The organism is Methylophilus aquaticus (assembly GCF_030769565.1).
GTDB lineage: Bacteria > Pseudomonadota > Gammaproteobacteria > Burkholderiales > Methylophilaceae > Methylophilus > Methylophilus aquaticus.
In genome coordinates, this window is the sequence record NZ_JAVCAP010000021.1 from 171,017 (window position 1) to 191,897 (window position 20,881).

16 protein-coding genes and 1 riboswitch are annotated in these 20,881 nt (G+C 51.6%); of the genes, 12 read left to right on the top strand and 4 right to left on the bottom strand.

What is annotated here, in order from left to right; all coding sequences use genetic code 11:
• Window positions 1-217 precede the first annotated feature (217 nt).
• The 5 genes from hflX (at window position 218) to Q9291_RS10780 (ending at window position 6,920) form a co-directional block, all read left to right on the top strand.
• A complete protein-coding gene (hflX, locus tag Q9291_RS10760) occupies window positions 218-1,567 on the top strand; it encodes a GTPase HflX (protein ID WP_306390051.1) in 1,350 nt (449 codons plus the stop codon).
• A gap of 141 nt (window positions 1,568-1,708) precedes the next feature.
• Window positions 1,709-2,224, top strand: coding sequence for a sigma-70 family RNA polymerase sigma factor (locus tag Q9291_RS10765; protein ID WP_306390052.1), 516 nt, complete (start codon window positions 1,709-1,711; stop codon window positions 2,222-2,224).
• Entirely contained in the window at window positions 2,221-3,189 is a 969-nt protein-coding gene (locus Q9291_RS10770) for a FecR family protein (protein WP_306390053.1), read from the top strand. Before Q9291_RS10765 ends, Q9291_RS10770 begins: the two co-directional genes overlap by 4 nt.
• A 100-nt stretch (window positions 3,190-3,289) precedes the next feature.
• Window positions 3,290-5,737, top strand: a complete 2,448-nt coding sequence (locus Q9291_RS10775; protein WP_306390054.1) for a TonB-dependent receptor — start codon at window positions 3,290-3,292, stop codon at window positions 5,735-5,737.
• Between the two features lie 34 nt (window positions 5,738-5,771).
• On the top strand, window positions 5,772-6,920 hold the full coding sequence (locus tag Q9291_RS10780; protein WP_306390055.1) for a PepSY-associated TM helix domain-containing protein: 1,149 nt from the start codon (window positions 5,772-5,774) through the stop codon (window positions 6,918-6,920).
• Between the two features lie 242 nt (window positions 6,921-7,162).
• On the opposite strand, the gene Q9291_RS10785 is transcribed toward Q9291_RS10780, so the two are convergent.
• Complete coding sequence (locus tag Q9291_RS10785) at window positions 7,163-8,050, bottom strand: LysR family transcriptional regulator (protein ID WP_306390056.1); 888 nt, start codon at window positions 8,048-8,050, stop codon at window positions 7,163-7,165.
• Window positions 8,051-8,152: 102 nt separating this feature from the next.
• On the opposite strand from Q9291_RS10785, the gene metE reads away from it, so the two are divergent.
• Window positions 8,153-10,444 (top strand): 5-methyltetrahydropteroyltriglutamate--homocysteine S-methyltransferase, encoded by a 2,292-nt coding sequence (gene metE, locus Q9291_RS10790; RefSeq protein WP_306390057.1) that lies wholly within the window; start codon window positions 8,153-8,155, stop codon window positions 10,442-10,444.
• Between the two features lie 242 nt (window positions 10,445-10,686).
• Window positions 10,687-11,607 carry a hypothetical protein gene (locus Q9291_RS10795; protein ID WP_306390058.1) on the top strand — a complete coding sequence of 307 codons (921 nt, stop codon included), beginning with the start codon at window positions 10,687-10,689 and terminating at the stop codon, window positions 11,605-11,607.
• Between the two features lie 26 nt (window positions 11,608-11,633).
• On the opposite strand, the gene pnuC is transcribed toward Q9291_RS10795, so the two are convergent.
• From pnuC to Q9291_RS10810, 3 genes are all read right to left on the bottom strand, one after another.
• Window positions 11,634-12,251: a nicotinamide riboside transporter PnuC gene (gene pnuC / locus Q9291_RS10800; protein WP_306390059.1), complete on the bottom strand. Its 618-nt coding sequence runs from the start codon at window positions 12,249-12,251 to the stop codon at window positions 11,634-11,636.
• A gap of 93 nt (window positions 12,252-12,344) precedes the next feature.
• On the bottom strand, window positions 12,345-12,605 hold the full coding sequence (locus Q9291_RS10805) for a YkoF family thiamine/hydroxymethylpyrimidine-binding protein (RefSeq protein ID WP_306390060.1): 261 nt from the start codon (window positions 12,603-12,605) through the stop codon (window positions 12,345-12,347).
• 47 nt (window positions 12,606-12,652) lie between these two features.
• Window positions 12,653-14,671, bottom strand: a complete 2,019-nt coding sequence (locus Q9291_RS10810; protein WP_306390061.1) for a TonB-dependent receptor — start codon at window positions 14,669-14,671, stop codon at window positions 12,653-12,655.
• Between the two features lie 174 nt (window positions 14,672-14,845).
• Window positions 14,846-14,949, bottom strand: a riboswitch (TPP riboswitch).
• Window positions 14,950-15,358: 409 nt separating this feature from the next.
• Here Q9291_RS10810 and Q9291_RS10815 point away from each other — a divergent pair.
• The 5 genes from Q9291_RS10815 to Q9291_RS10835 all read left to right on the top strand — a co-directional run bounded on the left by Q9291_RS10815 (window position 15,359) and on the right by Q9291_RS10835 (window position 20,748).
• Window positions 15,359-15,871, top strand: coding sequence for an RNA polymerase sigma factor (locus Q9291_RS10815; RefSeq protein ID WP_306390062.1), 513 nt, complete (start codon window positions 15,359-15,361; stop codon window positions 15,869-15,871).
• Window positions 15,868-16,725 (top strand): FecR family protein, encoded by an 858-nt coding sequence (locus Q9291_RS10820; RefSeq protein ID WP_306390063.1) that lies wholly within the window; start codon window positions 15,868-15,870, stop codon window positions 16,723-16,725. Before Q9291_RS10815 ends, Q9291_RS10820 begins: the two co-directional genes overlap by 4 nt.
• A 43-nt stretch (window positions 16,726-16,768) precedes the next feature.
• Complete coding sequence (locus Q9291_RS10825) at window positions 16,769-17,269, top strand: sigma-70 family RNA polymerase sigma factor (protein ID WP_306390064.1); 501 nt, start codon at window positions 16,769-16,771, stop codon at window positions 17,267-17,269.
• A complete protein-coding gene (locus Q9291_RS10830) occupies window positions 17,254-18,267 on the top strand; it encodes a FecR domain-containing protein (RefSeq protein WP_306390065.1) in 1,014 nt (337 codons plus the stop codon). Before Q9291_RS10825 ends, Q9291_RS10830 begins: the two co-directional genes overlap by 16 nt.
• Before the next feature lie 102 nt (window positions 18,268-18,369).
• Window positions 18,370-20,748: a TonB-dependent receptor gene (locus Q9291_RS10835; protein ID WP_306390066.1), complete on the top strand. Its 2,379-nt coding sequence runs from the start codon at window positions 18,370-18,372 to the stop codon at window positions 20,746-20,748.
• Window positions 20,749-20,881: the final 133 nt, after the last annotated feature.

Sequence of the window (20,881 nt, forward strand, 5' to 3'; positions counted from 1 at the left end):
AGTGCTCCGAAATGGTGAGGGGGGCTTGGGAAATCCCAGATCAATTGATTAAACGGTCAGGTCTTGAATTGCTATATTTTTAGTACCTTAGCCGTCTAGACCATTCGATCAGAATAAATATTCACCCATTCACACTTTATCTCAGCGCACATAGTGGTAGTTCCCGCATTTGCAGGTACTATCTGCCCTCTGCCATTCAAGAAACGTCGTTCCCCTCATGCAAAATGAAGTCAAACAGCACATCCTCCATGCCATTGTGGCGGCCGTGCAACTGCCCAATGTCAGTGATATGGAGTTTGAAGCTTCGCTGACCGAGTTACGCGAACTGGCCAAAACATTGGGCTATAAGATTGTGCACACCTTTGTGCAAAAGCGCGCAGGTTTTGATATCACTGGCTATCTTGGCGTGGGCAAGCGCGAAGAGATTCGTGATTATGTGCGCAGTATGGCGGGTGACCCTGATGCACTCGAGTTTAATCCCGAGGCGCTGAATATTGAGGCGGTGCTGGTTGACCATGAGATTTCGCCGTCGCAGGCGCGTAACCTCGAAATTGAAGTCGGTTGCGAAGTAATGGACCGCACAATGGTCATATTGGAGATTTTCCACCGTAATGCCCGCTCGCGTGCGGCGCGTGCACAGGTGGAGATTGCGCGGTTGGGCTATATGGCACCACGGTTGCGCGAGGCGGCCAAACTGGCTGGGCCACAAGGGCGGCAGCGTAGCGGGGCGGGTGGTCGTGGCGCAGGCGAGTCGCATACCGAGCTGGATAGGCGCAAGATTCGCGACCGCATTGCCGAGCTGCAACAAGAGATTGTGATCATGGATGGTGAGCGGCGGACGCAACGTGCGCGGCGTCAGGAGCGACAGACGATGGCGAGTGTGGCGCTGGTGGGCTATACCAATGCCGGTAAATCGACCTTGATGCGCGCGCTCACCGGTAGCGAGGTGCTGGTGGCGAACAAGCTGTTTGCCACGCTGGATACCACGGTGCGTGCCTTGTACCCGGAAAGCGTGCCGCGTGTGCTGGTGAGCGATACCGTTGGTTTTATCAAAAACCTGCCGCATGGCCTGGTGGCATCTTTTAAATCCACACTGGATGAGGCACTCGATGCCGCACTGCTTTTGCATGTGATTGATGCCAGCGACCCTGGTTTTGAGCGTCAGCTTGAAGTCACAGATAAAGTGCTGGAGGAGATTGAAGCCGACACCGTGCCGCGGATTCGCGTATTCAACAAGATCGACTTCGTGGGTGATGCAACTGCGCAAGCCGAGTGCGAAGCGGCGCTGCGCCTCAAATATCCCGATTGTATCGTCATGAGTGCGCGACGCCCGGAAGAAGTCGCCATGCTGCGCCAGAAGATTGTCGACTTTTTTCAGCAGGACTTGGTAGAAACCGAGCTTTTTCTGCCCTGGTCAGCCCAGCAACTCCGCGGCAAAATTTACAGCACCTGCCAGGTATTGGGCGAACGCTCAGAGGACGAAGGCGCCTTCTTTACTGTCCGTGGGGAGCTGAATGATATTAATAGTCTGCGTGAACATGTCTTGCTGCTTCAATCAGCGATCTAGAAACTGAGACTGTATCCATGGCACTTTGTGCCGACTCCGTTGTTCACTCAAGACAATATTTGAACATTTGCAAGACTTAGTATTGCGTTTGTGGATAAGTGTTGGTTATCATTGATAATGATTCTTATTAACATGTAAATTATGTCTATGCCTGATCCCGGGATGCACCACGGAGTCCAACAGCAGTTGCACCATTTGTACAGCCATCATCATGGCTGGTTAAATGCGTGGCTTCGTAAAAAATTATCCTGTCAGCACACCGCAGCTGATTTGGCGCAAGATACTTTCTTGCGGGTCATCATTTCTGACAGAAGGCCATTGCCTGAGCAGGCGCGCGCGTATTTAACCCAGATTGCCAAAGGTTTGATGATTGATCTGTATCGACGTCAACGCCTGGAGTTGGCATATCACGAATGGTTGTTGCATTTATCACCGGTCGAGGTGCCTTCGCCAGAGCAGCAGGCCGTTGCATTGCAAAGCCTGATACAACTCGACAAAGTGCTTGATCAGCTACCTGCCAAAGTGCGCGAGACATTTATCCTGTCACGTTTTGAGCAACTGACTTACAGTCAAATAGCCAAGCGGCAAGGTATTTCTGTGGGGGCGGTGCGCAAGTACATGCTCAAAGCAACACAAGCGTGCCTGGAGATGTTATGAACCAGCCCCAAGCGATCAGTACCGCGGTTGACTATGTCTCATTGCAGCAAGAGGCACTGGAATGGCAAGTGATGTTGTGGTCAGGAGAAGTGACCACCGAGCAGCAGCATGCATTCGAGGGGTGGTTAAGTCGGAGCACGCTGCATCAACAGGTATGGTCTGAGATGAAAACCGTGCAACAAAAGCTGCAATTGGTCCCTCAGACCAGCATCGTGCTTGCGAGAGACAAGCTGCCTTCTGCCAAGCGACGTCGATTATTGCAAATGCTGGGTCTGGCCGCTGTAACCGGAGGCGCTGTACCCGTTTTGCGCCAAAGCGAGGCATGGCAAACACTGGCTGCTGATTATCGTACGTATACCGGGCAGCAAGAAAAGATCCAATTGGCAGATGGTAGTCAGTTGATGATGAACACCTCAACGGCAGTCGATATTGCCTTTAGTGCGCGTGAACGTAAACTGGTACTACACGAAGGCGAGATTTACATCACTACAGCGCCGGATGTGACACAGGCAAGGCCGTTGCTGGTGCAAACGCGACATGGCACAGCCACTGCGTTAGGGACGCAATTCAATGTCCGTTTAAAGCAGCACGAAACCCGAGTCTCCGTTTATGAGGGTGCAGCCAAACTCCAGTCATACAATCGGTTGCATAGTCTTACCCTTGCCAGTGGCATGCAGGCAGGCCTATTGCCCGGCGCCCTGACAACAGCGACCTCCAATGGCAATGAAAGCGCCTGGCTGGATGGCAAGCTGGTGGCAGAGCAATTGCGCTTAGGTGATTTTCTGGATGAGTTAAGCCGTTATCGCGTGGGGGTGATTCGATATGACCAGTCCGTCGCCAATATGCGGGTATCCGGAGTATTTCCGTTACCGGATACTGATCGGGTATTGCAGTCATTGTTGCAAGCCTTGCCTTTACGTGTTGATTATTTTTCACGTTATTGGGTCACCGTGCATGCCGCTTAACGATTGTCAGCTTAAGTAAAAAATAGCTTGCAGCGTAGCACTTTTGTTTTTTTATTCGGAAAGGAAGTGAAGACTACTTTTCAATGAGGAAATAATAATCATGACTCACCCCGCTCATCGTCAGGCAGCGTTGCCTGCATTCCGCATCAGCCAGCTCGCTGGTTTGCTTTTACTCTCCGGTTTTGTCTCCATGGCCTACATGCCGCACGCATATGCTGAAGCAGTCCAGGAAAACCGTTCCTCTTTGCAGGCGTTTAATATCGCTGCTGGAGCCATGGATCAGGTCCTGAATGCTTATGCCAGACAAGCTGGCATCCTGCTGGTGATCGATGCCAGCTTGACTCAGGGCAAGCAAAGCCGTGGTTTGTATGGACAGTATGATGTATTGCAGGGCCTGAATGCCATTTTGACTGGCAGTGGTTTGCAGGCAGTGGTACAGGGGAATGGCAGCTATAAATTGCAGAAAGCCTCGCAGCCGCTCTCCACCACATCAGAGGCGGTGGATACTCTGCCAGAAGTGGCAGTGTCCGATACCCGAGTAGCAGACAGGCATTCGATCTATGCCGGCGCACAGGTGGCGCGCGATGGTCGTGCCGGCATCCTTGGTGAGCGTAATTTTATGGATGTCCCGTTCAATGTGACTAACTATACGGCTGAGGTCATCGCCAATCAACAGGCACGCAGTATCGGTGATGTTTTGCAAAATGATCCTTCGGTGCGGCAAGTCAGTGCCCGTACCAATATCAACGAAGACTTTTCCATTCGCGGGTTTACCGTTGCCAGCCAGGACATTGCCTTGAATGGCATGTATGGCCTGATGCCTTATTTCCGGGTGCCTGTAGAAATGGCTGAACGTATCGAAGTGCTCAAAGGCCCCAGCGCATTGTTAAATGGTATGCCGCCGAGCGGGAATGTGGGCGGCAGCATCAACATTGTGCCCAAACGCGCGGGTGATCAGGCTTTGAGCCGGTTTGGTGTCACCTACATGAGTGATTCCGTCTATGGCGGGACGGCAGATTTGGGCCGTCGCTTTGGTGAAAATAACGCGTTTGGCGTGCGTTTGAATGGCATGTATCGCAAGGGAGATACTGCGATTGATCAACAGCAGCTGGAAGAGTTTATGGGGAGCCTGGCACTGGATTATCGTGGTGAGCGTTTACGGGTAACCGCTGACTTTATTAATCAGCAAGAGACCATTGATAAAGTGGTCCGCCAATTTACAGCGGGTGCTGCTTTGACCAAAATGCCTGGCGCCCCTGACAACGCGCTCAATTACCCGGGCTATGGCTACTCGCAAATGAAAGACCGCTCTATGGTCTTGCGGGGCGAGTATGACGTGACCGATGCTGTGATGGTATACGCCGGTGTTGGTAGCCGTAATAGCCAGATGGACGCGGTGGCTGGTAACCCGACGCTCACCAGCGCGAACGGCAACTATAACTCCACTGCCATGTGGCAATTGTTTGAAGTCAAGTCAGAATCTTTTGAAGCGGGTAGTCGCCTTAAATTCAATACTGGCTCGGTCGCTCACCAAGTGAGTGTGGGGGCAACCAAAGTCATCCAGAATACAAATATTCATTTCGTTCCCCTGTCGGGTACGATCAATGGCAACATTTTTGCGCCAGTCTATATTGACACGCCCAGTACATCTGGTCTGAGTGACAATAAAGTCAGGTACGGTGCGATGACACTGACCAGTTATGCACTGGCTGATACCCTGATGTTTCTGGATGAAACAGTACAGGTCACCTTAGGGGCCAGGCACCAGAGCGTCGAGCAACAAGCCTATAACTTTGTCACCGGTGCTAAATCCGGCCCGGGGTACGATAAAGGCGCCCTGACGCCAGTGGCGGGCGTCGTCTTCAAGCCACAAGAAAACGTCTCTCTATATGCCAATTATATTGAAGGCTTAAGCCAGGGCCAGGTGGCTCCAGTTGGCACAAGCAACTCCGGACAGATCTTTTCGCCTTATAAGACCAAGCAGAAAGAAGCTGGTGTCAAAGTGGATTGGGGCAATATTGCTACCACCGTGAGTGTGTTTGAAATCGAGCGTCCTAGCGCAGTAACGACGAACGGGACCTACCGGGTGAGTGGCGAGCAGCGAAACCGTGGTGTGGAGTTTAATGTATTTGGTGAGGTGGCTTCGGGGGTACGCTTGCTTGGGGGCAGTGCCTATACACAAGGCAAGCTGGTAAAAAGCGGTAATGATGGCGAGTTTAACGGGAATACTGCGGTGGGTGTCCCTGACTGGCAAGTGAGTTTGGGCGGTGAGTGGGATCCGGTGCCTGTTCCCGGCCTGACACTTACCTCCAGGGTGATTTACACCAGCAAGCAATATGTGGATCAAGCCAATCAGCTTTCCATTTCTAGTATTACCCGCTTTGACCTGGGTGCCCGTTACAAAACCGTTTTGAATACGACCCCGGTGACCTTGCGTGCCAATATTGAAAACCTGTTTAACCGGGATTACTGGAATACCTCTAATGAAGGCTATATTTATCTGGGAATGCCGCGAACCTTGCTGTTATCAGCGACCGCTGATTTCTAAGCCAGATCAAGGATAAACGAGGACTCACCACAGCATGAGCATACGCAAATGGTATTTGATTCATAAATGGACCAGTCTGGTCTGCACAGCGTTTTTGCTCATGCTGTGCCTGACTGGGCTTCCGCTCATCTTTCATGAAGAAATCGAACATTTCACCGGCGTGGTGGAAGCACCTCCTATGCCGGAAGGAACACCCAATGCCAGCATGGATGCGGTGGCGCAAGCTGCCCGTGAACAGCGGCCGCACGAGGTGATTCGTTTCATGTTCTGGCAGCAGGACGAGCATCCTGATGTCACGCTGGTATCCATGGCCAAATCCATGGATGCTTCGCCTGATGATTCAAATCTCGTACTGGTAGATTCACGGACAGCCAAGGTGCTAGATGCCCCACCGCCAGACCATGGGTTTATGTACGTCATGCTGAAACTGCATGTCGACATGTTTGCCGGCTTGCCGGGGATGCTGTTTCTGGGCCTCATGGGTTTGCTGTTTGCAGTGGCTATTATTTCGGGCATTGTGTTGTATCACCCGTTTATGCGGCGGCTGGATTTCGGGACAATACGTCGTGAGAAACAGGCCAGGTTGAAATGGCTGGATGTCCATAACCTGCTGGGCGTGGCTACCTTAGTATGGGCACTGGTGGTGGGAGTCACCGGCACGATCAATACCTTGAGCCAGATTGTGATTATGGTTTGGCAAAGCGACCAAATGGCCGACATGGTCGCGCCTTACAAGGGGTTGCCACCTCCCGCCAGGCTTGGCTCTTTGCAGGCTGCAATTGAGGTTGCCAAACGCGCCGTTCCGGATATGGACGTCAGTTTTGTCGCATATCCGGGCAGCATGTTTTCCAGCCCCCATCATTACACGGTATTCATGAAAGGGAACACACCCGTTACCTCGCGTTTGTTGCGCCCGGCACTGATTGATGCACAGACATCGCAGTTAACGGATACACGGGAAATGCCCTGGTATGTAAAAACGCTATTGCTGTCACAACCACTACATTTTGGGGATTATGGCGGATTGCCTTTAAAAGTCATCTGGACTTTGCTGGACCTGGTAACGATCGTGGTATTAGCAAGTGGGCTATATCTCTGGATCAAGCGTCGGCAGCATACCGAGCAGCGTATGACTGAGCTTGAGCATAAGCATGCCGCGATCGCGAAAGGGAACGGGCTATGAATAAGCGGTTTATCGATATCTGGGGCTGGCCTATTGTGCTTTCGCTGCTCACTATCTTCGGCCTGCTGTCTGCGCTATTGGGAACGGGCATCTGGCATTGGCTATCGTGGGCTAGCATGGCTTTTCCACTGATAGTGACGGGATATTATTGGAGAAAAGATTGAGGCGGTAATCAGCTATACAATAAGCCATAAAAAAACATGTCACCGGTAGCTTTTTATTTGAGAGCAGCGCAATTCTGGCTAAGATACGTTTGACTGCGCCAAATCAATAAACGCCTGCACATAATCAATCTGAATATCCGCCTCTCGTATGCCGAGGTAAATCTGCTTGGCAATGCCTTGCTTGCCTAGCTTGACTGGCACCACAGCAAAGCGGGGTTGAGATTCTTCCACCAGCCAGCGCGGCAAGGCGGCGACACCGCGGCCGCTGGCGACCATTTGCAGCATGATGTCGGTGGTTTCTATCGGTTTGTGCACGTGCGGACTAATCCCAGCGGGTTGTAGAAACTGGTTGTAAATATCCAGCCGGTCGAGTTCTACCGGATAAGTAATCAACGTCTCTTGCGTCAACTGCTCAGGTAACACGTACTCTAAGCTTGCCAGCGCATGCTGGCTGTTCACCACCAGTACCTGTTCATAATCAAATACGGGTTGAAACAGCAGGCCAGGTTTATACAGCGGGTCGGGTGTGACCAGCATATCAATCTCATAGCCAAACAGCGCGCCGATGCCGCCAAACTGGAACTTCTGTTTGACGTCTACATCCACATCCGGCCAGTCGGCCAGGTAGGGCGACACCACCTTAAGTAGCCATTGATAACACGGGTGGCACTCCATGCCGATGCGCAAAGTGCCGCGTTCGCCCTGGGCAAACTGGCGCAGACGTTCTTCTGCCAGTGAAAGTTGTGGCAGCAAGCGGTTAGCGACTGCCAAAAGATAATGTCCGGCCTGGGTCAGGCGCAAGCTGCGGCCTTCACGCAGCCAGATGTCGGTGCCTAATTGCTGCTCCAGTTTTTTCATCGAATGGCTGAGAGCCGATTGCGTTAGGAACAACTTTTCAGCGGCAGCAGTGAGTGAGCCTTGCTGTTCGACCTCACGAATAATCGCCAAATGGCTACGTTCTATCATCTTAATATATGAATATAATTAATGGATTGTTGAAATAATACCATTTTACTTCATGAGTTGTGCTTTCTAGAATGCGGGTTCTGATTTGTTAAGGAATGGACCATGATCACTACCCACAGCCTCGGCTTTCCCCGCATAGGCGCAAAACGTGAATTAAAGTTTGCATTAGAAGCCTATTGGAAAGGGCAGTCGTCGTTAGACACCCTCAAGCAGGTAGGCGCTGACTTGCGTCAGCAGCACTGGCAATTGCAATCGGCACTGGATTGGGTGCCGGTAGGGGATTTTGCCTTTTATGACCAAGTACTCGACATGAGCTTTACACTGGGCAATTTGCCAGCCCGCGTACACGATTTTCATGGTGACCCATTGGATAATTATTTCCGCGTGGCCCGGGGCCGCTCGGCAGCCTCTGCCGATGATCATGCGCAATGTTGCGGCGGCGTGGCGGCGGGTGAAATGACCAAGTGGTTTGATACCAACTACCATTACATCGTGCCAGAGTTTACGGCGGAGACACGCTTTACACTGGATGCTTCGCGGTTACTGGCGCAATGGGCTGAGGCCAAGGCACTCGGCGTGCAGGCAAAGCCTGTGATCATCGGGCCTGTGACTTACCTGGCGATCGGTAAGGCCAAGGATGCTTCGGATAAACTTGCCCTGTTGCCACAGTTATTGCAGGTGTACAGCGAATTGCTTGAGGCGCTGGCGGCACAAGGGGTAGAGTGGGTGCAAATCGATGAGCCCATTCTGGTGACCGAATTGGAAGCCACCTGGCAGCATGCCTTTAACCTGGCGTATCAGCAACTCAAGAGCAGTCGCGTCAAGATTCTGCTGGCGACATATTTTGGACCCTTGGTCGATAACCAGTATCTGGCGGCCAACCTGCCAGTGGCTGGTTGGCATGTAGACGCCATTAACGCGCGTCATGAAATTGTACCTTTACTGGCCATGTTGCCTGCACACAAGGTACTGTCACTGGGCGTAATTAATGGTCGCAATATCTGGAAAACCGATTTGAACGCGACACTGGACTGGCTGGCGCCGATTGCCGAGCGCCTGCGGGATCGCTTGTGGCTGGCGCCTTCTTGCTCCTTGCTGCATGTGCCGGTGGACCTGGAGAGCGAACAAACCCTGGATGGCGAAGTAAAGTCATGGTTAGCGTTTGCCAAACAAAAGCTGGATGAACTGCAAACGCTGGCAGTGGCGCTGAGTCAGGGCCGCGAAGCAGTTAAAGACCAGTTGGCAAGCAACCAGGCAGCAATTACTGCGCGTCGCCACTCACCGCGGGTAAATAACCCTGCAGTGAAGACTGCCTTGGAGAAGATCACGCCACAACTGGGTGAACGCCAACATGGCTATGCCGCGCGCGCTGCCAAACAAGCCGCATTGCTCCAGTTGCCCAAGTATCCAACAACGACCATCGGCTCCTTCCCGCAAACGGCTGAAATTCGTCAGGCACGTAGCCAATTCAAAGCAGGTACCTTGAGTATTGATGGCTACCAGGCCGCGATGAAAGCTGAAATTACACGTAGCGTACGTGAGCAGGAGTCATTGGACCTCGATGTGCTGGTGCATGGCGAGGCCGAGCGTAACGACATGGTGGAATATTTTGGTGAACAACTGGAGGGCTATGCTTTCAGTCAGTTTGGCTGGGTGCAGTCTTATGGCTCGCGTTGCGTCAAACCGCCGATTTTGTTTGGCGATATCAGCCGCCCCAAAGCCATGACAGTCGCGTGGATCCAATATGCGCAATCACTGACCAGCAAGCCGATGAAAGGCATGCTGACTGGCCCGGTGACGATATTGAACTGGTCATTTGTGCGGGATGATCAGACGCGTGCAGTGAGTTGCTATCAGCTCGCACTGGCTATTCGCGAAGAAGTGCTGGATCTGGAAAAAGCCGGCATCCACATTATCCAGATTGACGAAGCAGCTTTGCGGGAAGGGTTACCTTTGCGCAAATCAGAATGGAAGCAATATCTGCAGTGGGCGGTAGAGGCGTTCCGCATCACCGCCAACGGCGTGGCCGATGAAACGCAGATTCATACCCATATGTGCTATTCGGAATTCAATGACATCATTGCTGCAATTGCCGACATGGATGCCGATGTGATTACCATTGAAACGTCCCGCTCAGATATGGAATTACTGGATGCCTTTGATGACTTCAACTACCCGAACGAGATAGGGCCTGGCGTGTACGACATTCATTCGCCGAATATCCCGACTGAGCAGCATATCGTGCAGTTGATGCAAAAGGCTGCTGAGCGTGTGCCAGCCGAGCGTTTGTGGGTTAACCCGGATTGCGGTCTGAAAACCCGCCAGTGGTCCGAGGTGATTCCGGCCTTGCGCAATATGGTGGCGGCAGCAAAAGCATTACGCGCAAATGCCTGATGCGAGTCTGTAAGCCAACCTATTCTCCTGCATCTATTACGCTGGCATCCATCGCCGGAGGTCAGCGTGTGGTCGCGATAGGCGCCTTTAAAATCTGTTCGTTTTTAATCGAACGCAGAGACTTCCCAATGCATGTGCAGGCAGATGGATTTTTATGTGGTTACACGTCTGCCAGATTGGAACTCAACATATCTGCTAACGATCAGTGATTTAAACAGCCCGATGGCTTAGAATAAGCCTCCATGTTTATTTATCCGCACCTGACAGCTTCTGAACAAGCCGGTTTACCCGAACTGGTGGCCCAACCAATCGCTATCCAGAATAAGTTTGAAGATAGCACGCATCATCTTTTTGACTGCCAGACGGTAGAGGGTGAAATGGTGCTGAAGGTTTGCAATGAGGGCGCGATTGCAAACTCTCTTTTTTGGTCAGCCGCAAACCATTTATTTGCGGCTGACTTTCCCAACAGTCTGGCGCATATCCATTTCACACATGATTTTCTGAAGAAACATGGGGCGCTTGCAGTGCCCGACTTTGTCGCAGCAGGCGCCCACCGCTTTGTGCTCACCCGTTTTTTAGCAGGGCAGGATATAGAAGCGCGGCACATCACCGACCAATGGGTGAACCAGTTAGCCGACCATATCGCCAGATTGCACCAATTGACTGATACCCGGTGGGGCAAGCTGCACGCCCCACAGTTTTCTGCCCAAGCATGGGCGAGCCGTTTGCACGACACGCTCAGTTTTTTAGCCAATAAAAACGATACATGGGTTGCCCACCCGTTACTGGCTGAAGTGTTGGCGCAGGCAGAAAATATCCATGAAACCGAATTTGTACCGGTGATGCTGGACTTACGCTGGGATCAATTCCGTTACAGTCAATTTGGTCAGTCAGGCACCAATGGCCTAGGCAACCATAAGCTAGGCAACCATGGCCTGGCGCTGATTGATCTGGATGCATTTGTGATCGCACCGCGTGCGCTGGACCTAGTGCTGATGCAATATGTATTACCCCCTGCGCAATTGGCCGTATTTAAACAGCGTTATGTTCAAACGCATCGCTGGCCTGATCACAGCTTCCAGAAACCCTGCTATCAGTTGCTATTGTTCTTCATGAACGTGCTGGGGGAGACTGATTTGGCAAAATGGATGCAGCGAGTATAAAGGCGCCATTCCATGCGCTATCAGTTTTAATACTCAACCGTTTGTTGCCGGTAAAGCTTTACCCAGCTGATAAAACCCACGATCGCCAAGATCGTGTTCAACACAAATAAGGCGGCGGTTGCGTAATACCCTGTTTGGACATACAGGAGTGTAGCCGCGCCATCAATCACGGCCCAATACAGCCAATTTTCTAATACTTTTCTGGCAATCAACCAGGTATTCATGACAGAAAAAACCGTCGTGTATGCGTCTAATACCGGGCTTTGCGATTGTCCGGTTTTTTGCAAATAGCTACTCACCAGGGCGCTCACCACCAGACCCGCAGCGATAAAGCCGAGATGCCATAACCAGGGCCGGCGGCTAATCTGCAATGTATCGGTTTGCTTGCCATGTTGATGCCATAACCAGAAACCATAAATCGCCATGCCCATATAATAAAAATTCAGCAATGCCTGCATGGGCAACTGGTCCTGCCAGAACAGCACCGTGTAGACCAGCGTGCTGAACAAGGCGAACAGCCAGCACCATTGGGACTCTTTTGCAGCCAGTAAAATGTAGGCAACGCCCATCAAGGCAGCGGCGATTTCCCACGGGGACATCTGCTGAAATGCAGTCAGGATGGCCTGAGTATGATCTTGGTTCATGGTGAGCAAATGCCGTAGCAGTTAACGATGATGAAAGGCGATGCGCTGTGCCAGGGCAGGCACAGCGAACATCCGCGGATGACTGCGCGCAGGCTATACATCCACCACATCCGCCCGGTCTGTGCCGATAAACTTCATGACAAACACACTGTGCGGTAGCGCATCAAACACCGCCTCCATTTCCGCGTCGAGGCAATTCATCACTTCACGGTATTCACCAAACACTTGCGTTGCCAGGCTATTGCGCTTCACGACAAGGTTTTTATTGTCTTCCAGCCGGTTGATAAATGCCAGAATAGGTTCTACATACCCTTCGGTTAAAGGGTACAAACTGATATCGACAGAAATACGCATATAAACTCCAGAATTTTGACAATCAAAGAATAATGAATTCGCCTGGCTTAGTAATCGTAAGTCACGGTAACCCCGGCGACGCGAGGCTCACCATACTGAATATATTTTTCATCTACAAGAAATCCATTGGCAGGATTATTGGCGAAGAAAAAGCCACGGGTGGCGTAATCTTTATCAAGAATGTTTCTCGCCCATACACGGACTTTCCAATGTTTATCGTACTGATAATCCGCACTCGCATTTAATAAAGCGTAGCCATTTGATTTAGCACTGTTACTGTCAGAAAAGTAAAAAGCATCTTTACCTTCGACATTGGCTCGTAGTGTCCACTTTTCATTCGTATAGTACTCAGTCCCCAAGTTAAAGGTATAACGGGGTGCATGGGCGACTTGACGACCTTGCGGATTGTAAGCGGTGGAATCTGGATTTTGATAGCTATCAAATTTTGCATCCAGCAACCCCAGTGAACCTAACATGCGAAATTGATCAGTCACGAACCAATCCATGCTGGCTTCCACACCTTGATGCGTGGCCCGCGCAGCATTATCATAAAACTCAACAAAATTGCCAGTGCCCGATATTTGAGCGGAACTTTGTGTTTGCGCATCCAGGCGCTTTGCATAAAAAGCTGCCAGATTGGTGACTAGAGTGCCATCCAGCCAGCTGGATTTAAACCCCGTTTCAAAATTCCACATATACTCGGTATTAAACTGTCTCTGGTTTTGCGGCAAAGTGGCGTTGTTATTTATGCCTCCGGGCTTATAACCACGCGTCAACGAGGTATAGATCAGCTGATTTGCCTGCGCCTGATAATTCAAACCCAATTTAGCGCCCAAAAGCACTTCACTCACGTTCTTTTTGACGTTGCTTGGAGTTGCTCTGACAAAACCAGTATCAGCATAATTCGCGTTAAAATCCTCAACACGCAGCCCCGAAACCAAAATCAATTTTTCAGTTAAATGGCTATCTAGTTGTCCAAAAACAGCCGTATTTTCTGTTTTGTATGTGCCAGTTAACTGCGTCAGTTCGTCAGGACCGAAGCTTCTGTAATCTACTCGTGAGTTAAACTTCTCATCTTGCACAAAACGATATACACCTATTGTCCAATCGGTTGAGTCGTTGAAAATACGGCCAGCTTTATCGGATAAAGCACGCAGTTCAAAAGAGTAATTGTCGCGGTCGCGATTATGTTTCTCGAAGTCATTTTCTGTTCTCCAGTCACCATCAAAACTATAGGTGGACGAAGAATTTAAATAGCTGGCTTCAGACTGAATAATCACGGCATCTGAAGCTTGCCAGTTAGCTTTCACAGCAAAAGCGTTGGTATTTTGTGTGTCTACCCCCGGCTGGTTAGATTGGCTGTGACGCGAGTTGTCCAGGGTGAATGCGTCATAACCGTTATTCACATTCACATGCATCAAGGTGAAATCCAGGGTTAAATCTTCAGTCGCAAATAATTTGAATTTACTACGGAAGGTTAATTCATCCTGCTTTTGTGTGTCATCACGACCTAATGTGTCGTTTTGCATATAGCCATCAGATTTATGTGTATAAATCGAGGCGCGCCCGAGTAACTGGTCTTCGACAATAGTCCCGCCGACAGCGACACCCAAGTTACGCGTGTTATATTCACCAAGGCCAGCTTGCGCACGCATTTTAAATTCTTTGGTGGGCTCGGCGCTGCGCATGGTGATGGCACCCGCGATGGCGTTGGGGCCAAGCTTGGTTCCTTGCGGCCCTTGCAAGACTTCAACTGAATCAATATCAAACAAAGTCGCTGCGCCTCCCAGGCGGCTAAAGTCGATACCATCAATGATCAATCCCACGGATGGATTCACTGGATTATCGTATTGACTGAGGATGCCCATCCCGCGAATCTGGAAAAAGCGTCCCCGGGATGCCCCTGCTGATATATTTACGTTAGGCGCAAGATTCAAAACCTCTTCAAGGTGCTGAGCACCGCGTGCTTCAATGGTTTCTCTTTTTACTTCTGTCAGGCTGACAGCTGTTTTTTGTGCGGTGCTTGGGCGAAAGTCTGCGCTCACCACGACATCCGGCAGTTTCACTGCCTCGTTTTCTTCGGCAGAAAACACTTGTGTGGTTAGTAAAAGCCCAATCAGGGGCAGCGGCTTTGTAATCGGTTTCAAGAGAATCCTTTCTATTAAGAAACATAAAAAGGACAGGGGAGAGTGACAATGACGTGAACAGGTCGGTATGAAACGATAAACCCACCAGTTGCGTTGTAGATGCTCTGCCTGTCCCTACGCCAGCATTATCTGGGTCAGGTTCATTGGGTTCCTCACTTGCGCGAGATCTCAGGTGTTAGCCACCCCAAGGCGTTGATTTTTCAATCAGGACGAGATTGTAAGGGTATATCGATGACTTTGCTAGCACGCGAGGGCGCGCGCACCGATAAAACTTCATGCGCTTTGTCTTGTTCACATGTAAGGCAATGACAGCATCACTGCCAGCGGCGGCGCATCAAGTGCTGAAAGAACATCTCCTCGCGGATTTTTGACTGCCAAAACAAATAGGCCGTCGTATTGACCCTGACTGGGCCAGTGCATCGTTTCGCTTCACTGCCAAAGGCACAACAGATGAAAGGCAGATGCATGCCCTGATGCCTTATTGTCGTCTCAATACGCGCTATTGGGTATTTTTACGTTTATTTATGTATTGAGAATGATTTTCATTTGCAATTTTTCAATGTGGTCGCTAAGATAGCCATTTTATTTAATGCATGCCTATTTCTCGTGTTACTACATCCAGAACATTCCCAACTTGTGATCACCCTGGTCTATCACTATGACGAATTAGTTGGCTATGTGAAGCGCCGCTTTGGCGACCATCATTTCGCGCAGGATGTGGTACATGATGTCTGCCTGGAGCTGATGGAGCGGCCGCCTTTAAGCAAGGTGCACACGCCCATGGCTTTTTTACGCAAGCTTTCCAGAAACCGTGCGATTGACCGTTATCGGCAGTATCAGACACAGCAGGCGCACCTGACGATCTTGCAGCAAACAGCCGTGCATTCACATCAAATGGATGGTGAGCGTGTATTGCATTTTGTACAGCGGCTGGAAGCGCTGAAGCAGATTATTGAAGCCTTGCCCTCACGACAAAGGCAAGTGTTTCTCTTGCATAAATTGCATGAGATGCCGCAGCAGGAAATTGCCGATGAACTAGGCATTTCACGCAATATGGTGACGCAACACTTTAGCAAAGCCATGACGGCCATTAATCTAAGCTGGGGGTCCACAGCATGAAAGCCCCTGGTATGAAAGTGATGGCGCATGAGTTGGCGTCCACTGCAAATGCGTCTGCGCAAGATGCGTTGAGTCCATACAAGGAAGCATTGCGCGAGCATTTCCCGACCCGTGAAGCCTTGTTGCAGGAAGCCAAACAGCAAACAAAACGGCAGCGCGTATTGAAAAAAGTCGGCTCCGGCATGGCCATGTCACTTGCATTGGCGCTCAGCTGGGTCATTGACCCGGTCTGGCACAGTGAAAATATGCGCACCAAGGTTGGTCAGCAGGCCAGCTTTACCCTGACAGATGGCAGCCATGTCGCGCTCAATACCAATAGTGCGCTGGTGGTTGAACAACACTTGTATTCCCGGCGCCTGTATTTAAAACAGGGCGAAGCCTTGTTCACGGCAGAGCACGGCTGGCGCCCGTTCACGGTGTACGCCAACCAGACGCAAATCAGGGATATCGGGACCATTTTTAATGTACGTAATACCGATCAAGGTGCAGTGGTGACCGTAGTGGAAGGGAGTGTCGAGGTGCGTACCCCGCAAGCCAGGCGCATCCTGACAAGAGATGTTTCGGTGACCACGCAAGCAGGCGGGATCACTGAAAGCCGGTGTAGCTCGGCAAATATTGCATGGCAACAAGGGCGGTTGATGTTTGATGGCCATGCCCTGGCGAGTGTGGTGGATGAACTGCAGCGTTATCGGCACGGACGTATCCAGATTGCTGATCGGCTGGCCGCGCAGTATCGCCTGTCGGGAGAGTTTGATATCAGTGGAATTGATACGCTTCTGGATACCCTGCCAGACATCATGCCGGTAAGCATTACCAAAAAGGACGATGGCACCGTGTTGATTAGCCACCGCTAACCATGCATACCATGGTCTCCAACTTTTTGAAAAAATCGCGCTCATGGCTTTGCTGAATACTTACTGGCAAGAGTTACACGAGGCGTATTGCCAGCACCATGAGTGGTTGCACGGCTGGTTACGCAAAAAAACCGGCAATTCCTGGGAGGCTGCCGATATTGCACACGATACCTTTCTGCGGGTGATGCACAAAGACAAGCTGGTCCAGCTGGGGGCTGAGCCCAGAGCCCTGCTGGTGCATATTGCCAAAGGCCTGGTGATTGACCGCTGGCGTCACCAGCAAGTCGAACGAGCCTATCAGGAGACCATGGCCCAGCTGCCGGCAGACCAGTGGCCTTCAGTCGAAGATCAGCTCATTATCCTGGAGACCCTGCAACAGATTGATTGCCTGCTCAGGGAACTGTCCGCGCAAACCAGGATGATCTTTCTACTCGCACAGCTGGATGGCTTGACCTATCAGCACATTGCAGAGCAATGCGCCATTTCGCTGATTACAGTGAAGCGGCATATGCGCAAAGCCTATTTGGCATGTTTAAGCGCATGATGTTCCAGCCACAGCCCCCAGCCATGGAAACACCGGATCAGCAGGTGCTGGCGCAAGCGGTTGACTGGATGCTCAAGCTGCAGTCGGGAGAATTGTCTGCAGAGGCACAACAGGCCTTTGAGCATTGGTATGCCAGCCATCAGCAACATGCCGCAGCCTGGCAACGCCTGCTTGCGGTACAGCAGACTTTTGCACAGGTGCCACATAAGGACCTCGCTAAAACAGTATTGGCAAAAGTGGAGCGCACTGCGCGCCGGAAAGTCCTTAAATCATTGGCAACACTGGCGATACTGTCTCCTGCAGCATGGCTGGGGTATCGTACATTGCCCCTGGAGCGCTGGCGTGCCGGATACCAGACCGCAGTGGGAGAGCAGAAGCATCTGCAGTTAGCCGATGGCTCGCGGCTGGTGCTCAACACGGATTCAGCGCTGGATGCGGAATACGAGGCGCAGCGTCAGATCCGGCTCTATCGAGGTGAACTGAGCCTGCACACCGGGCATCAGGATGCCCGCCCACTGGTAGTGATAACGCCGCATGGCACGCTGACACCTTTGGGCACCCGTTTCAACGTCAAACTCGGCAACACGCACACGTCACTGGCGGTGACTGAAGGCGCAGTGCGCATCCGTCTGGAAAACGGGCAGACCAACGTGGTGCTGGCCGGGCAACAACAATCCTTTAGCCGATCAGCCTTAGGCCCGGTCCGTCCTGTGGATGAAAGTGTTAGTTACTGGCAGCAGGGCATGCTGCTGGCCCAGGACATGTTTCTGGCGGATGTGCTCGCTGAGTTAGCACGTTACCGCAGTGGCGTCATTCGCTGCCATCCTGACCTCAGGCAGCTCAAGGTTTCCGGGGCTTTTCCATTGCTGGATACCGATGCCGCACTGGATCTGTTGCAGAAGACACTCCCGGTCAAGATCATTGCGCCAAGCAAGTTATGGATCATGGTTGAACCTGCTGTATCTGGTGTTGTACCTGGTGTTGAGGCGGCGGGATAAGAAAATGTTGCTTACCCTGATACCTTTTTAGTGTTTGTCCGGTGTAGATGATGAAGGCGCTGACAACGCCATTTCGTTATTTATACAGGAACATACCAATCAATGACCTCTTCTTACTTTCAATTTACGCCCCTTCAGCGTGCATTGCGCCTTGCATTCTGCGGCTGCAGTTTAATGCTGGCTGCCAGTCCATCACTGGTCATGGCAGATACTTCAAACACAATCGCAGCTAAGCAATCTTATCAATTGGCACCAGGTCCATTGGGGCATGTGCTGGCTGAGTTTGCTGCGCTGACCGGTACCCATTTGTCTTTTGATCCGGCACTGGTCGTGCATCTGCAAAGCGAGGGCCTGCAAGGCAACTACACCACCAGCGAGGGGTTTGATCATTTGCTTAAAGGTACTGAGTTTGTGCTGGAGGACAAAGGCGGTCAGCAATATTCACTCAAGAAAATGAGCAAGACAAACAGTCGGCCGATGCCTGCCGCTCAAACAGCAGAGCCAGTGGACACCCTGGCGGATGTGATAGTCAAAGGCGAGAAAATCGAGCGCAAGCTGAGTGAAACCTACTCCAGTGTGGCCGTGGCCACTGCCGAGGATATCCGTACGCATGCCGACCAGTCACTGACAGAAATCATGGCGCGCACGCCGGGCGTGTATACGCAGTCACGCAACGAAACCTGGGGCATCCGTGGGGTGCCGGTCACCGGGTTTGATGATCAGGGCCCCCTCACGCTCAATAATGCGGTGTCGGTATTTGTCGATGGTGCCTTGCAGACCAGCCGCATGGCCACCCTGAGCCCGCTTTCCACCTGGGATATGAAGCAGGTGGAAATTTACCGGGGAGCGCAGTCTACCGTGCAGGGCCGCAATGCGCTGGCAGGTGCCGTAATCATGCAAACCAATGATCCGGAGTTCAGGAATGCGCTGACACTGCAGGGCAATGCCGGCAATTACCAGCAGCAAGGTGGCGCATTAACGGCCAATGCGGTACTGGTGCCCGATGTGCTGGCCGGGCGCTTTGCGCTGAATGTGCAAAATGAAGATGGCTATATCAAAAACAGCTTTCTGGATAACGATGCAGACCGCCGACGTTCATTGAATGCGCGGGGTAAATTGTTGCTATTGGCCGGGGAGGATACCGAGGCCTTGTTAACCCTGGCACATACTGACTATCGCGCAGGCAGTAACGGCGTGACGCAGATCAATAACCAGCCGCAATATTACCGGCTGGCACAAAATACCAATGCCAGCGATACAATTCAGCAAAATGAGGCCACACTCAAACTCACGCATCAGTTGAACAAATCCTGGGGGGTAACCAGCATCACCTCGGGCACCGATGCCAATTACCAGAGTTTGCTGGATTTTGACCAGCGCACCAATGCCAGTCAGGAGGCTGACCGCCATCATGATACGCGGCTGTTCAGCCAGGAGTTGCGTGTCACCTACCAGGATGACGCAGTCAAAGCCCATGCCGGTGTGTATTACGGGTACTCTCAAATCAAGTTTAATGATGCGCTGCGTATTGCGGGGCTAGGGTCTGTGCTGGTTTCGGAAGGCAAAAGCCAGATCCGAAATCAGGCCGTGTTTGGCGAGGTGAATTGGGATCTGGATACGCACTGGCAGTTGATTGCAGGGATGCGGTATGACCATGAGAAAAATGAAGCTGACGTGCATTATTTGCAGGATGCACTGGGCCTTTCGCCAGTGACACAAGCCGCCAATCAGAAAACGTTTGGTGCATTTTTACCCAAGGCCGGGGTGAGTTATCTGTGGTCGCCGACACAACGCAGCGGATTTGTGGTGCAACGCGGCTATCGCGGAGGCGGTGTGAATACGCGGGTGCCCTCTGATCATCGCCCCTATGATGCTGAATATACAACCACTTACGAGTTCTCTCATCGCGGCAGCTGGCCGGAGTATGGGTTTAAAACCTTTGCCAATGTCTATTACACCGACTGGAAAGACCAGCAAGTGCGCCAGCTGGATACCGCAACCAACAGCCTGTATGTGTCCAACGCGGCCAGCAGCCGGATGCGTGGCCTGGAACTCTCTGCCGAGTATGCCATCAATGATGCCTGGCAGTTGATTGCCGGTGGCGCCTACAACCATACCGAGTATCTTGACTATATCAACAGTGATGGTCTTAATATGCGTGGCAAGCAGTTCATCATGGCGCCGCGGACCAAGGTTAATCTGGGGCTGAATTATCACCTGGGTAACCAGTGGCTGTTCAATGTGGATACGGTCTACCAGGACAGCAGCCCTTCGGTATATCTGCTTAGCGAAACCCGGCGCAATGACAGTGTCACGCTGGTGAATGCGAATGCTGCCTACCGCCTGAATCCGCGTACCACGGTCAACGCATTTGTGCGCAACCTGTTTGACCGCGAATACATCACCAATAACACCACGGGTAACGTGCTGGATGTGGGGGCACCGCGATTGTTTGGCGTTGCGGTGAAGCTGGAAATTTAATCTGTATTTTTCCTCCTTCGAAAGCGCCTGCATGGCTGTGCAGGCGCTTTTTTATCGATCACCCATGCATGCCCTGACATTTATTTCAGGCGTGACATCAACATTTGCCAGCGCTCAAACGACAACCCAGTGT